This is a genomic window from Rhodococcus sp. O3 (assembly GCF_048897285.1).
In the GTDB taxonomy this organism is placed as follows: domain Bacteria; phylum Actinomycetota; class Actinomycetes; order Mycobacteriales; family Mycobacteriaceae; genus Rhodococcus.
In genome coordinates this window covers 1-13,617 of the sequence record NZ_JBMBTE010000130.1, presented here as the reverse complement: position 1 = coordinate 13,617, position 13,617 = coordinate 1, and the positions used below count along the sequence as shown (strand labels likewise).

14 protein-coding genes and 1 riboswitch are annotated in these 13,617 nt (G+C 70.8%); of the genes, 12 read left to right on the top strand and 2 right to left on the bottom strand.

All coding sequences use genetic code 11. From position 1 onward, the window contains the following. On the bottom strand, window positions 1–1,210 hold a 1,210-nt coding region (locus tag ACN675_RS24280), incomplete at its 3' end, for a DEDD exonuclease domain-containing protein (RefSeq protein WP_420753268.1). 471 nt (window positions 1,211–1,681) lie between these two features. Continuing rightward, window positions 1,682–1,848, top strand: a riboswitch (cyclic di-AMP (ydaO/yuaA leader). An 11-nt stretch (window positions 1,849–1,859) separates the two neighbouring features. Here ACN675_RS24280 and ACN675_RS24275 point away from each other — a divergent pair. The 12 genes from ACN675_RS24275 to ACN675_RS24220 all read left to right on the top strand — a co-directional run bounded on the left by ACN675_RS24275 (window position 1,860) and on the right by ACN675_RS24220 (window position 12,740). Further along, the gene (locus ACN675_RS24275; protein WP_420753267.1) at window positions 1,860–2,441 is read left to right on the top strand and encodes a C40 family peptidase; all 582 of its coding nucleotides are present in this window, start codon (window positions 1,860–1,862) and stop codon (window positions 2,439–2,441) included. 160 nt (window positions 2,442–2,601) lie between these two features. Then, on the top strand, window positions 2,602–3,645 hold the full coding sequence (locus tag ACN675_RS24270) for an NlpC/P60 family protein (RefSeq protein ID WP_420753266.1): 1,044 nt from the start codon (window positions 2,602–2,604) through the stop codon (window positions 3,643–3,645). A gap of 86 nt (window positions 3,646–3,731) precedes the next feature. Next, window positions 3,732–5,066, top strand: coding sequence for a hypothetical protein (locus ACN675_RS24265; protein ID WP_420753265.1), 1,335 nt, complete (start codon window positions 3,732–3,734; stop codon window positions 5,064–5,066). A 44-nt stretch (window positions 5,067–5,110) separates the two neighbouring features. Continuing rightward, window positions 5,111–6,238 (top strand): glycosyltransferase family 4 protein, encoded by a 1,128-nt coding sequence (locus ACN675_RS24260; protein WP_420753264.1) that lies wholly within the window; start codon window positions 5,111–5,113, stop codon window positions 6,236–6,238. A gap of 43 nt (window positions 6,239–6,281) precedes the next feature. Next, a complete protein-coding gene (locus ACN675_RS24255) occupies window positions 6,282–6,671 on the top strand; it encodes a polyketide cyclase / dehydrase and lipid transport (protein ID WP_420753263.1) in 390 nt (129 codons plus the stop codon). 99 nt (window positions 6,672–6,770) lie between these two features. Further along, entirely contained in the window at window positions 6,771–7,208 is a 438-nt protein-coding gene (locus ACN675_RS24250; protein WP_420753262.1) for an SRPBCC family protein, read from the top strand. Further along, window positions 7,205–8,443: an ArsA family ATPase gene (locus ACN675_RS24245; RefSeq protein ID WP_420753269.1), complete on the top strand. Its 1,239-nt coding sequence runs from the start codon at window positions 7,205–7,207 to the stop codon at window positions 8,441–8,443. Before ACN675_RS24250 ends, ACN675_RS24245 begins: the two co-directional genes overlap by 4 nt. Next, window positions 8,440–8,838 carry a hypothetical protein gene (locus tag ACN675_RS24240; protein WP_420753261.1) on the top strand — a complete coding sequence of 133 codons (399 nt, stop codon included), beginning with the start codon at window positions 8,440–8,442 and terminating at the stop codon, window positions 8,836–8,838. Before ACN675_RS24245 ends, ACN675_RS24240 begins: the two co-directional genes overlap by 4 nt. 17 nt (window positions 8,839–8,855) lie before the next feature. After that, entirely contained in the window at window positions 8,856–9,836 is a 981-nt protein-coding gene (locus ACN675_RS24235) for an ROK family protein (protein WP_420753260.1), read from the top strand. Between the two features lie 130 nt (window positions 9,837–9,966). After that, window positions 9,967–10,749: a lysophospholipid acyltransferase family protein gene (locus tag ACN675_RS24230; RefSeq protein WP_420753259.1), complete on the top strand. Its 783-nt coding sequence runs from the start codon at window positions 9,967–9,969 to the stop codon at window positions 10,747–10,749. A gap of 54 nt (window positions 10,750–10,803) precedes the next feature. Further along, window positions 10,804–11,295: a polyadenylate-specific 3'-exoribonuclease AS gene (locus ACN675_RS24225; protein ID WP_420753258.1), complete on the top strand. Its 492-nt coding sequence runs from the start codon at window positions 10,804–10,806 to the stop codon at window positions 11,293–11,295. Between the two features lie 59 nt (window positions 11,296–11,354). After that, complete coding sequence (locus tag ACN675_RS24220) at window positions 11,355–12,740, top strand: class II 3-deoxy-7-phosphoheptulonate synthase (RefSeq protein ID WP_420753257.1); 1,386 nt, start codon at window positions 11,355–11,357, stop codon at window positions 12,738–12,740. A 99-nt stretch (window positions 12,741–12,839) separates the two neighbouring features. Here the strand turns inward: ACN675_RS24220 and ACN675_RS24215 are convergent. Then, a partial coding sequence (locus tag ACN675_RS24215; protein WP_420753256.1) for a PASTA domain-containing protein occupies window positions 12,840–13,617 on the bottom strand: 778 nt, incomplete at its 5' end.

Genomic DNA, 13,617 nt, shown 5'->3' with positions numbered 1-13,617 from the left:
CCTGCGCGGCGTACTGTTCGGCGCTCTGGAGGCCGTACGGGGCGGCGCTGCAGCCTCCGACGGCCTCGGGTGGGCAGCGGTCGCCGTGCCGGCCGGTGCGCGCGATCCGGCGCGTGCACGTGCGCAGTCCGCACACCTCGGCGAGTGTCGCCGCGACCTCGGCGGCGGAAGCGCGCGCGGAGAACGGTCCGAGCGCGTCGACACCGGGCGTGCGGCCCACCACGAGCCGGGGGAACGCGTCGTCGGACAGGTTGATCCACCAGCCGCGGGTCGGATATTTCGACCGGCGGTTGTACGGGGGAGTGTGAGCGGCGAGCAGCCGCAGTTCCCGGACGCCGGCCTCGAGCCCGTGCGCGCACTCGACGTGGTCGATGCGGGTGGTCAGCGCGACCATCTCGCGCATCCTCGGGCGGGTCTCGGACCCGGTGAAGTAGTTGCGGACGCGACGGTGCAGGTTCACCGCCGTGCCGACGTAGAGCACCTCGTCGGACGGTCCGCGGAACATGTAGACGCCCGGCCGGTGTGGCAGGTGGGCGGCGAGCGTCCGTTTGGCCCGCTGTTCCGCGCTGACCGCGGGGATGTAGTCGCGCAGCTCGGTGAGACTGTGCACGCCCTGGTTGCCGACGCGTTCGATCAATGCGTGCAGGACGTCGACGGTCGCGCGGGCGTCGTCGAGGGCGCGGTGCGTCGGCCGGGTGGAGACGTGGAACAGGTCGGCGAGCGCGGACAGTCGTACCGACGGTGCCTCGTCGCGCCCGAGGACCCGGCGCGCGAGCTTCACGGTGCACACCACCGGGAAGCGCGGCCAGGCCGTGTCGTTGCGCGCGGCGGCCGCGCGCAGGAACCCGACGTCGAATCCGGCGTTGTGCGCCACCAGCACGGAACCCGCGGCGAATTCGAGGAAGGACGGCAGCACCTGTTCCATCCGCGGTGCGGCCCGCACCATCGCCGTGGTGATCCCGGTCAGTTCGACGATCGCCGGCGGAATGTCGCGTCCGGGATCGACGAGGGTGGCGAATTCGCCGAGGACCTCGCCGCCGCGGACCTTGACGGCTCCGATCTCGGTGACGGCGTCGTTCTCGGCGCTGCCGCCGGTGGTCTCGAGGTCGACGACGACGAACGTGGTGTCCCGCAGCGGGGTGTCCAGTTCGTCGAAGGCGAGTTGGACGCCGGTCGGGAGCGGGGGACCGGACCGGAGCGGGGACGTCATGGACGTCAGGTTAAGAAGCGGCACCGACAGCATCGGGAACCGGGCCGTGGGCGCCCCGGAAGCCCCGAGTGGCGAGGATCACACCGGTTTTTCGCGGGGGCGTGGCGGCCCCTGGTGCGTCGCCGAACCGGGCGCGATTGTTCCCTCTCACAAAGCCGCAGTATGTCGAGGCCGGGAGCCGGCCGCGCCGTAAACGGCCCCGCCCCCGAAAATGCGCCTCGAACTGCGGAAACTCGTCCCATCCGGTGCCTGCGTGCGGGTCGCGGGCGACGACGAGGGGTGGTGCCCCCGGAGTCCTACGACAGCCTGTCGTTACCGGTTCGTGATCATGGGTGCGCCGATGCGGGGCTCCCACCTGGCTCAGTGGTCGTAGCGGTCGATTCGGACACGGGCCGGTCGACATCCGTCGATGCCGTTTCGTAATCTTCTCGAGACCAAGCGGAGAGTTTGCCGGCCCACCGGACCGGAGCCGCTAGGCCACCGCCTAATCGGCGCACCCGAGATCGGGTGCCCGTGCCGGGGACCCACTCGTTACTTGGGGTGAATCCCCTCCGGTCGCGTCAGCGGCCGAGGGGTAGGGCTGATCTTCCCGGCCCGAACCCGTCAGCTAACTCGGTCGGCGGATGACGGAAGAAGGAGCAACACCCCCGTGGCGTCTCACAAGTCCAAGCGCAACATTCGTCGCGCTGTCGTTGCCGGAGCCCTCGCGCTCGGCTCGCTGACTCTCTCGGCCGGCCCCGCCATGGCCGCCCCGATCAACATCCCCGGCATCGGCGACGTCGAGCTGCCTGCAGGCCTGCCGCCGGAGGTCACCAACCTCATCCCGCCGGCCCCGCAGGCCCCCGCGGCCCCGCAGGCCGCCCCGGCGCAGTTCACCGCGCCCTACACCTCGGTCGGCCAGCGTGCCGCCGACGCTGCGCAGTCCAAGCTGGGTGCGCCCTACGTCTACGGCGCTTCCGGCCCGAACTCGTTCGACTGCTCCGGTCTGGTGCAGTGGGCCTACAAGCAGGCCGGTCTGAACGTGCCGCGTACCAGCTACGAGCAGGCCGGTGCGGGTCGCGCCGTGTCCATCGCCGAGTTGCTGCCCGGTGACGTCGTCTCCTTCTACGGCGGCAGCCACACCGGTCTCTACATCGGTGGCGGCAACATCGTGCACGCCTCGACCTCGGGTCAGCCGGTGAAGATCGCGCCGCTGAACTCGATGCCTGTGGACGGCGCACGCCGCTTCTGATCGCACAGGGATTCCGCCCGCGAGGGTGGTATCGGCCCACGAGCCGATACCACCCTCGCGGCGTTTCTGCACCCGGGTGACGGCGGCTACTGCCGGGTAGACACAAACCTATGCCATTCCGTAACCTTATCGAGATCTTTGGGGAAAGGACGTCGCTCTCGTGGTTTTCGACAGGACGAAGCGGACGCTGCGCGCCGGGCTCGCGGCCGGGGTGCTCCTCGCGGCGGGCCTGACCGCTCCCGCGATCGCCGATCCGGCCGCCGACAACCCGACGGCCGCGCTCGAACACCTCGCCGACCTGTCCCGCAGGTCCGAGCAGACCAACGAGGCCCTCCACAACGCCGTCATCGACCTCGAGGCCAAGCAGACCGCCCAACGCGACGCCGAGGCCCGCCTCGCCGCCGACCGCGGCGTCCTGGCGCAGGCGCAGGCCGAGGTGGACCGCTTCCGCCCCACGATCGACAAGCTCGCCGCCGCGAACTACCGCGGCGCCCGCACCAACCGCCTGTACTCCGTGCTCGTCAGCGATTCCCCGCAGCAGCTGCTCGACCAGATGTCGGCGCTCGGCGTCATCGCCCAGCAGACCGCCGACGACGTCGAGGGCTACCGCGTCGCGAACAACGCCGCCGCCGAGGCGGCAGCGGCCTCCGAACGCTCCGCCGACGCCGCCCGGATCGCCGCCGAGCAGGCCCAGGCGCTGCGCAACGACCTCGAACGGCAGCAGACCGACCTCCGGAATCAGATCGAAGGCGTGTACGACGCGTTCGAGAACCTGAGCGACGACGAGAAGGCCGTGCTCGCCGGTACCCCGTTCCCGCCCGGCCTCGATGCCGCGACGATCCTGTCCAAACTCGCCCCCGGCACCGGATCCGCGGCTCTGCGGGCCGCGATGACCCGCATCGGCGACCCCTACGTGTGGGGCGCCACCGGCCCCGACCAGTTCGACTGCTCCGGGCTCATGGTGTGGGCGTACAAACAGGTCGGCAAGACCCTGCCGCGGTCCAGTCAGGCCCAGGCGCAGGGCGGCACCCCGGTCTCGCGCGACCAGCTGCAGCCCGGCGACCTGGTGATCTTCTACGACGACGCGTCCCACGTCGGCATGTATGCCGGCGACGGCAACATCGTGCACGCGTCGACGTTCGGTGTTCCGGTGAAGGTCCAATCGATGGACAGCTTCCCGTTCCACAGCGCCCGCCGCTACTGAGACCGCCGCCTGGCCGAGCCTTCGCCCGCCTGATCCCGCCCGCCTGATCCGACTGCCTGGCGGGGCGCGGACTTAGACTGTCCGCCGTGCCCGATTCCTCACCCTCTCCGCCACCGCGCGCGCCGCGGGGCTGGGAGCGATTCGCGGTCGTCGGGCTCGCGGCTGTGGTGGCCGCCGTCGCGCTGCTGGTGCTGTTCATCCCGGACGACGCGAGCCCCCGATCCGGGCCCGTCGACCGGACATCGGAGGAGATCCAGACGCTGCTCGACACCTGGGCGGCCGCGGTCCGGGCCGCCGACGCGGACACCTTGCGCACGCTCGTCGACGACCGGGCCCGACCCGGTTTCCTCGACGCGGAACTGCGCAGGGCCGCCGCGGTGACGCAGGTCCCGCTGTCGGACTGGGGATACGAGCTCGGCAACGCGGAACCCGACCCGGTGCCCGCCGATGTCGCCGCCCGGCTCGGCGACGCGAGGGCGCAGACACACACGGTGTACCTGCGTTACGCGATCGAGGGAATCGACGCCGAACCCACCCGCAAGCCGGTCACCATCGTCGTCGTGCGGCGCGACGACGGCTGGCGTCTCGTCGACGACGAACCCGGACCCGGCAGGGTCACGTGGCGCGGCCCGTGGGACTTCGGGCCGCTCGTCGTCGAACCCGTGACGCAGCGCTCCGGCGGGAGGTCGCTGGTGATCGGCCATCCCGAGCAGGAAGGGCTCGTGGATGCGATCGCCCGGGAGATGGAGCCGGCCGTCGGCACCGTCGACCGGATCTGGGGAACGGACTGGTCGCGCCGGGCCGTGGTCCTCGTCACCTCGTCCCACGACGAGTTCACCCATCAGGTCGGTGACCGGCACAACGGTGCCGGGATCGCCGCGGTCGCGGTGTCCGATGCGGTGGATCCCCGCGCGGGCAGCGCCACCGGACAGCGCATCGTGTTCAGCCCGGCCGCCGCCGACAGGCTCGACGCCGAGGGTCTGCGGACCGTGCTGCGGCACGAACTCACCCACATCGCCGCCCGGGCACACACCGTCGACGGCTCCCCGCTGTGGATGCTCGAGGGCTACGCCGACTACATCGGATATCTCGGTGCGGACGAAGAGTTCGACGCGACGGCGCCGACGCTCACCGCGGCCGTGACACGCAACGGCACCCCGGACGCGCTGCCCGAGGACGCCGAGTTCACCGACGAACGCTCGCTGCTCGCCTACGAGACGGCATGGTCGCTCGCCGCCTACACCGCCGACGACTACGGGCCCGCGCGGCTGACCGAGCTGTATCGGAGGCTCGCCCGCGGGCCGATCGACGGAGCGGAGCTCGATGCCGTGCTGACCGACGTGCTCGGCACCGACACCGGCACGTTCGTCGCGGCGTGGGGGAACTGGGTCGACGACCGCCTGGCCGCGTCCGCGCGGTGACCCGCCCACCCGGACGTCGAACCCGCACCGATACGGTGAACGTCATGCCTCGAACACTGTTGGTGACGAACGATTTTCCGCCTCGCCCCGGCGGCATCCAGTCGTACCTGCAGTCGTTCGCGGCGCAATTGCCGGCCGAGGACCTCGTGGTCTATGCACCCCGGTGGCGTGGCGACAGCCACACGAAGTTCGACGCCCGGCAGCCGTTCGAGGTGGTCCGCCACCCCACGACCCTCATGCTGCCCACCCCGATGGTGGCGCGCCGCGCGACACGGTTGCTCACGGAGCACGGATGCGAAACCGTCTGGTTCGGGGCGGCCGCACCGCTGGCGCTGCTGGCCCCGGTGCTCCGGCGTGCGGGGGCGCGGAAGATCGTCGCCAGCACGCACGGGCACGAGGTCGGCTGGTCGATGCTGCCGGGAGCACGCGGTGCGCTGCGTCGCATCGGCGACGGCACCGACACCGTCACCTTCGTCAGCCGCTACACCCGTGGCCGGTTCGCATCCGCCTTCGGACCGAACGCCGGTCTCGAGCACCTGCCCTCGGGTGTGGACACCGAGGTGTTCCGGCCCGATCCGGCCGCACGCGCCGAACTGCGCGCCCGGTACGGGCTGGGTGACCGGCCCACGGTGCTGTGCCTGTCGCGCCTGGTTCCCCGCAAGGGTCAGGACATGCTGATCCGCGCTCTGCCGCAGATCCGGCAGCGCATCGACGGGGCGGCGCTCGTGATCGTCGGTGGCGGCCCCTACGAGGGACGGCTGCGCGAGCTGGTCCGGCAGGTCGGCGTCGACGACCACGTCGTGATCACCGGAGGGGTTCCCGCCGCGGAGCTCGCCGCGCACCACACGATCGCCGACGTCTTCGCGATGCCCTGCCGGACCCGCGGCGCCGGTCTCGACGTCGAAGGACTCGGCATCGTCTACCTCGAGGCGTCCGCGACCGGCGTCCCGGTCGTGGCCGGACGATCCGGTGGCGCACCCGAGACCGTGCAGGACGGAAAGACCGGACGGGTCGTCGACGGCACGAACGTCTCGCAGATCGCGGACACCATCTCCGATGTGCTCGCCGACCGCGACCGCGCCGCCGCGATGGGTGCCGCGGGCCGCGCCTGGGTGGGCGCCGAATGGCGCTGGGACACCCTCGGCGCGAAGCTGCGCAAGATCCTGAGCTGACCCCGCATCGAGCCGGCCGCCGCCGTATGTGAAGCTGTCCCCCGTGAGCAGCATTCAGGTGTCGGACCAGACCTTCATCGCCGCGCCGCCCGAGCGCATCGCCGCGGCCGTCGCGCGGCGCGACCGATGGCGTGTGTGGTGGCCCGATCTGGCCCTCACGGTTCGGGAAGACCGCGGCGAGAAGGGAATTCGCTGGGCGGTCACCGGTCCGCTGAACGGGACGATGGAGGTGTGGCTCGAGGAGATGCTCGACGGCGCCGTCGTCCACTACTTCCTGCACTGCGAACCGACCGGTGTCGCGCCGGAACGGGTCGGCATGCTCGACCTCGCGAAGCTGAACCGGGAACGGCGGGTTGCGGGAAAGAAGATGACCTTCGAGATCAAGCGGCAGCTCGAGGCCGGCCGGCCCGCGGGGGAGCCTCCGCAGTACTGACGATCGGCCGGTGACGGCAGCGACCGTTACGGTGTGGGGACAGACAACCGTCCCGGGGGATGTGGCCGGGCGGAACAGACGGAAAGGAAGCGTCATCGCATGGCCGAGAAGACCAAGCGGTCGATCACCATCGCCGCTCCGGCCGATCGGGTGATGTCCGTGATCGCGGATTTCGACGAGTACCCGACCTGGGTGGAGGCGGCGAAGTCGGTCGAGGTGCTCGACAGGTTCCCGGACGGCCGTGCCGAGCGTGTCCGGTTCGTGCTCGACGCGGGCATCGTGAAGGACACCTACGTGCTGCGCTACGTGTGGGCGTCGGACGGCCGTTCGGTGAGCTGGGAACTCGAATCCGGTGAGATCCAGAAGGCGCAGTCCGGGACGTACGCGCTGTCCGACGCTCCGGGTGGCGGCACCACCGTCGACTACGAACTGACCGTGGATCTGACGATCCCGATGATCGGCCTGTTCAAGCGCAAGGCCGAGAAGGTGATCACCGACACCGCGCTCAAGGAACTCAAGAAGCAGGTCGAGGGCTGAGCGAGAACGAGGGCACCGTCGAGACCCGCCTGCGGCTGTTCGTCGGCAAGGGCGGCGCCGGAACGAGCACGGTGGCCGCCGCCACCGCGGTCGAGGCCGCGAGCCCGCAGCATCCGGTTCTGCTGGTGTCGCTGGATCAGGCGTCGTCACTGTCCGACTTGTTCGGTCTCGACCGTGCACCCGGCGTCGTCCGGTCCGTCGCCGACGGGCTCGACATTCTCGAGATCGACTCGCTCGCCCTGCTCGAACAGCGCTTCGCGGCGTTGGCGAGGCTCCTCGCGGTCGCCGGGGGCGGACACGACCACGCCGAGGGGTTCGCGCTGCCCGCCCCGGAGGAGATCACCGGTGTGCCCGGCCTGCAGGAGGTTCTCGCCCTCCACGAGATCGCCCGCCTGACCGCGGACGGCCGTCGGCACACGGTCGTCGTCGACTGCCCGTCGGGGGCCGCGGCGTTCGGCACGCTGGCCGCTCCGCGCATGGCCGCCGACTACGTCGAACGGATCTGGCCGCGGCACAGCCGGATCGAGGCCGCCACCGGACCGGACCTGCGGCTCGGATTCGTCGTGGCGCTGTTCGACCGGATGCTGGACCGGCTCGGGGAGATCGCGGATCTGCTCGCCGACCGGCGGCGCACGTCGGTGACCCTCGTCGGCACCGCCGACCGTGTCTCGGCCGTCGAACTGCGCCGGCTCCGGTCGTGGACGGCACTGTCCGGGCTGCGCCTCGACGGCGTGATCGTCAACGGCCTCGTGCCCGATTTCGGTGCCGGCACCGGGCCGGCCGCGGACTGGCTCGACGCGCAGCGCAGGGCACAACGGTCGGTGCTCGACGACATCGTCTCCTCGGTCGGTGACGTGCCGGTCCTCGAATGTGAGCGACAGGCCTCGGAACCGGTAGGGTTGGCGTCTCTGGGGGCGTTTGCCCGGGCGCTCTACCGGGACGATCGGGATATTCGGGAGTCGGCGGCCGCCGACACGACCCCGATCCGGATCCAGCACGAATCGGGGACAGGGGTGGATTCGGTGTACACGATGCGGATGCATCTGCCGCTGGCAGATCCGGCGACCTTGACCCTGGGCCGGGTCGACGACGACCTCGTGGTCGGAGCGGACGGGATCCGCCGTCGCGTCCGGCTGGCGTCGGGCCTGCGGCGCTGCACGGTCTCCGGAGCCGAGTTCGACGGCGGCGACCTGGTGGTGCGGTTCGTTCCGGATCCGGCGGTGTGGCCGCAGTGAGCTCCGAACACGACGCCCTCGTCGCCGAACTGCGGCTGCTCGCCGAGGCCGTTCTCGACCGTGTCGACCGCGCCGTCCAGCAGTACGCGGCCGCGCAGCCTCCCGCACCGGCCGACGCCGACCCTTCAGGCACACCGACCCCTGCACCCTCCGGTGGCTGCTCGTGGTGCCCGGTGTGCGCCGCCGCTGCACTGCTGCGCGGCGAACCCCACGAACTGCTCACCCGGCTGGCCACCCAGATCGCCGCGCTCATCGCGCTGATCCGCGAACTGCTCGCCCGTTACCTCCCGCCGCCGACCGGTCCCGCGGGTCCCGGCAGTCCCGAGCCGACTCCGCCGGAACCGACCGACCGGGCCGGTGGGTTCGTGCCCATCCCGGTCACGATCCGGCCCTGATCCGCGCGGGAACCGAGATGGCTGAACCGGAACGGCTGACGATCGGGATCGACGTCGGCGGCACCAGCATCCGCGCCGCGGTCGTGGACGGCACGGGAACGATCGTCGATTCGGTGCGCGCGGCGACCCCGGCCTCGGCCGGCGCCCTCGAAGACGCGCTCGAGGAGACCGTCCGGTACCTGTCCGAGCGCAACGACGTCGCCGCGGTGGGGCTGGCCGTCGCCGGATTCCTCGCGGTCGACCGTCGCACCGTCCTGTTCGCGCCTCACCTGGCCTGGGTGGATGCGCCGGTCGCGCAGCGGCTCACCGACAGGTTCGCGATGCCCGTCGTCCTCGAACACGACGCGAACGCCGCGGCCTGGGCCGAATATCGGTTCGGGGCCGCCGCCGGTGCGCACACCGCGGTCCTCGTCGCGCTGGGCACCGGCATCGGCGCGGCGCTGCTGCTCGACGGCCGCATCTACCGGGGCGCCCACGGTGTCGCCCCGGAACTCGGGCACCTGCAGATGGTTCCGGGCGGCCGGGCCTGCGCGTGCGGCAAACGCGGATGCTGGGAGCGGTACTGCAGCGGCACGGCACTGGTGGACACCGCCGTCGACCTGCTGCCCACGGTCCGGGGCCGCTCGCTTCTCGCCCGCGACGCCGCGGCCGATCCCGGGTCGCTCACCGGCCGCCGGATCGCGGCTGCGGCCCAGGACGGGGACGTGCTCGCGGTCGCCGCGATGGCCGAGTTCGCGCGCTGGCTCGGAGTCGGCCTGGCGGCCGTCGCGGACATCTACGATCCCGAACTCGTCGTGATCGCCGGGGGCGTGTCGGGCTCGGCCTCGCTGTTCCTCGACGACGCCCGCGACCACTACGTCGCTGCGCTCACCGGTACCGGGCATCGCCCGCTCGCGCGGATCCGCGCGGCGCATCTGGGGGACGCGGCGGGAATGATCGGCGCCGCGGATCTCGCCCGCGGCCCGGCGCACCTCGGCAGGATCGGTCCGTCCGACTGAGATGCTGGTCACGTCCGCCGGTGTGACCTTGCGTGCACCGGGGTCGCGGTGTGCACGCCGACACCGCGTGGACGTAGAGTCGATCGTCGAGCGCGCGTGGTGGTGCGGGCGGGGTTCAGGAAGGGATGCCATGTGGTACTGGCTGTTCAAGTACGTTCTGCTGGGGCCGCTGCTGTATCTCATGGGGCGCCCGAAAATCGAAGGCGCAGAGAACATTCCGTCGGACGGCCCCGCGATCCTCGCGAGTAATCACCAGGCGGTCCTCGATTCGTTCTTCCTTCCGCTGATGGTGCGCCGGCGCATCACCTTCCTCGCGAAGAGCGAGTACTTCACCGGAACCGGCTTCAAGGGGGGATTCCAGCGCTGGTTCTTCTCCGCCGTCGGTCAGGTGCCCATCGACCGCACCAGCGCCGACGCCGCGCAGGACGCCCTCAACGCCGGCGTGCGCGTGCTCGGTCAAGGCAAACTGCTCGGCATCTATCCGGAGGGCACCCGGTCGCCGGACGGACGGCTCTACAAGGGCAAGACCGGCATGGCGCGCCTCGCCCTGGAAACCGGCGTCAAGGTCATCCCCGTGGCGATGATCGGCACCGACAAGATGAACCCGATCGGCTCGAAGATGTGGCGGCCGGCGAAGATCACCGTGAAGATCGGCGAGCCGATCGACTTCTCCCGCTTCGAAGGGATGGGCGGGAACCGCTTCGTCGAGCGCACCGTCACCGACGAGGTGATGTACGCGCTGATGCAGCTGTCCGGCCAGGAGTACGTCGACATCTACGCCGCGACCCTGAAGAAGAAGGATGCAGCGTCCGAGAAGGCGGGCCCGCAGAAGGCAGTGGAGGGCGGTGCTTCCGGGACGAATGCGCCGGCCACAGCCGACGCCGACCGGTTGCCCGACACGCAGGCGGGCTGAATCAGGGCGACGCGAATCGTTGCCGCGCGACCCTATCGGGCATAATGTCCGCACGTGCGTTATTTCTACGACTGCGAGTTCATCGAGGATGGCCGGACCATCGAGCTCGTGTCGATCGGTGTTGCCTGCGAGGACGGCCGTGAGTTCTATGCGGTGTCCAACGAGTTCGATCCCGAACGGGCCGGTCCGTGGGTGCGTCGCAACGTGCTGCCGAAACTTCCCCCCGGAGCGCACCCCGCGTGGAAATCGCGGGCGCGCATCCGCGACGACCTGCTCGCCTTCCTGATCCCCAGGCCCGGGATCCAGCCCGAGCTGTGGGCCTGGATAGGGGCATACGACCACGTCGTCCTCGCGCAGTTGTGGGGCGCGATGCCCGAGCTGCCCGACGCCATCCCGCGTTTCACCCGGGAACTGCGCCAGCACTGGGAGCAGCACGGGCGTCCGTTGTTGCCACCGGTGCCCGACGACAATCACGACGCGCTCGCCGACGCGCGCCACAATCTCGCGAAGTTCGAGGCGATCGAAGCGGCCCGCCGCACCCGGTGAACCCGCCGCTCCCCGGGGGTGCGTGACCTCCGGTGGTCGGGAGCAATATCCTGGTGAGCGTGAACTGGACTGTCGACGTGCCGATCGACCGCTTGCCCGAACTGCCCCCGTTGCCGGACGAGATGCGTGAGCAGCTCGACGCCGCGCTCGCCAAGCCGGCGGTGCAGCAGCCGAACTGGCCGGTGGACCAGGCGGCGGCGATGCGCACCGTACTCGAGAGTGTGCCGCCCATCACCGTGCCCCGCGAGGTCATCGAGCTGCAGGACCATCTTGCCGCCGTCGCGCGCGGCGAGGCGTTCCTGCTGCAGGGCGGTGACTGCGCCGAGACGTTCGCAGACAACACCGAACCCCACATCAAGGGCAACATCCGCACGCTGCTGCAGATGGCCGTGGTGCTCACCTACGGTGCGTCGCTGCCGGTCGTGAAGGTCGCACGGATCGCCGGGCAGTACGCCAAGCCGCGGTCGTCGGACACCGACGCGCTCGGCCTGCCGTCCTACCGCGGCGACATGGTCAACTCGATCGTCGCCGACGCCGCGGTCCGCACCCACGACCCGTCACGACTGGTCCGTGCGTACGCCAACGCCAGCGCGGCGATGAACCTGGTGCGCGCGATCACCTCCGGTGGCGAGGCCGACCTGCACCGTGTCCACGACTGGAACCGCGAGTTCGTGTCGAAGTCCCCGGCCGGTGCCCGCTACGAGGCACTCGCCTCGGAGATCGACCGCGGGCTGCGATTCATGGACGCGTGCGGCGTCGTCGACCCCAACCTGCGGTCCGCGACGATCTACGCCAGCCACGAGGCGCTCGTGCTGGACTACGAGCGCGCGATGCTGCGCCTCGACGACACCGACGGGCACCCGCGTCTGTACGACCTGTCCGCACACTTCCTGTGGATCGGTGACCGCACCCGTCAGCTCGACGGTGCACACATCGCGTTCGCCGAACTGCTCGCCAATCCGATCGGTCTCAAGATCGGCCCGAGCACCACCCCGGATCTGGCCGCCGAGTACGTCGAACGGCTCGACCCGACCAACAAGCCGGGTCGGCTGACCCTGATTTCGCGGATGGGGCACGCCAAGGTGCGCGACCTGCTGCCCGGGATCATCGAGAAGGTCGAGGCCACCGGTCACCAGGTGATCTGGCAGTGCGATCCGATGCACGGCAACACGCACGAATCCTCGACCGGCTACAAGACCCGGCACTTCGATCGCATCGTCGACGAGGTGCAGGGTTTCTTCGAGGTGCACAATGCGCTCGGCACCCACCCGGGTGGCATCCACGTCGAACTCACCGGTGAGAACGTCACCGAGTGCCTCGGCGGCGCCCAGGACATCTCGGACGTGGACCTGCACGGCCGCTACGAGACGGCGTGCGACCCGCGTCTGAACACCCAGCAGTCCATCGAGCTGGCGTTCCTCGTCGCCGAAATGCTGCGCGGCTGACCCACCGCTGTCCGGCCGACACGGCCGACGTCCGGCCCCGGTGCTCGCGCGCCGGGGCCGGACTCGTCCCCGATGATCGAAACCAGGACAGGTTCGAAATCAGGGGAGGGCCGTCAACGTGACGGTGCCGCCCGGCTCCACCCGATCACCCGCGCCAGGACTCTGACCGATCACCACCGACCGGTCCGTGTCCGCGACCTGGCGTACCTCGACCCCGAGACCGAGCCGCTCGAGCTCGTTGCGGGCCGCCGTGACCGACCGCCCCAGCAGCGACGGAACCTTCACCGCGTTCGACACGAGCAGCGTGACGCTGCTGCCGGCCCCGACCTCGGTACCGGTCGCGGGATCCGTGCCCGAGACCCGGCCGGCGTCGACGTTCGGGTCGAACACCTCCCTCGTCTCGACCACGGTCAGACCCGCTGCCTCGAGCTGGGTCCGGACGGCGTCCGGCTTCTTGCCCGACACGTCGGGCATCTCCACCGGCGCGGCGCCCTTGCTGATGATCAGCTTCACCGGCGAGCCGACGGCCAGCTCCGTGCCGGGACCCGGATCCAGCGCGGCAACCCCGCCCTCGGGGACCGTGTTGCTGAAGGCCGTGCCGCCGTCGACCGGTTCGAACGTGCGCCGCCGCAGCTCGTCCTCGACGGCTGCGCGGTCGCCCCCACCGGGCAGTTTGGGAACCGTCGGCCGGCCCAGCGACACCAGCAGCGCGACCGTCTCGCCGTCGCCGACGCGTTCACCGGCGGCCGGGTCGGTACCGAGGACGGCGTCGACCGGGGCGTCGTCGGAATACTCCCCGCGAATCTCGCTCGGCACCCCTGCCGCCTCGAGCGCCGACACCGCGGCCGCCCGATCCAGGCCGGCGATCGTGGGCACC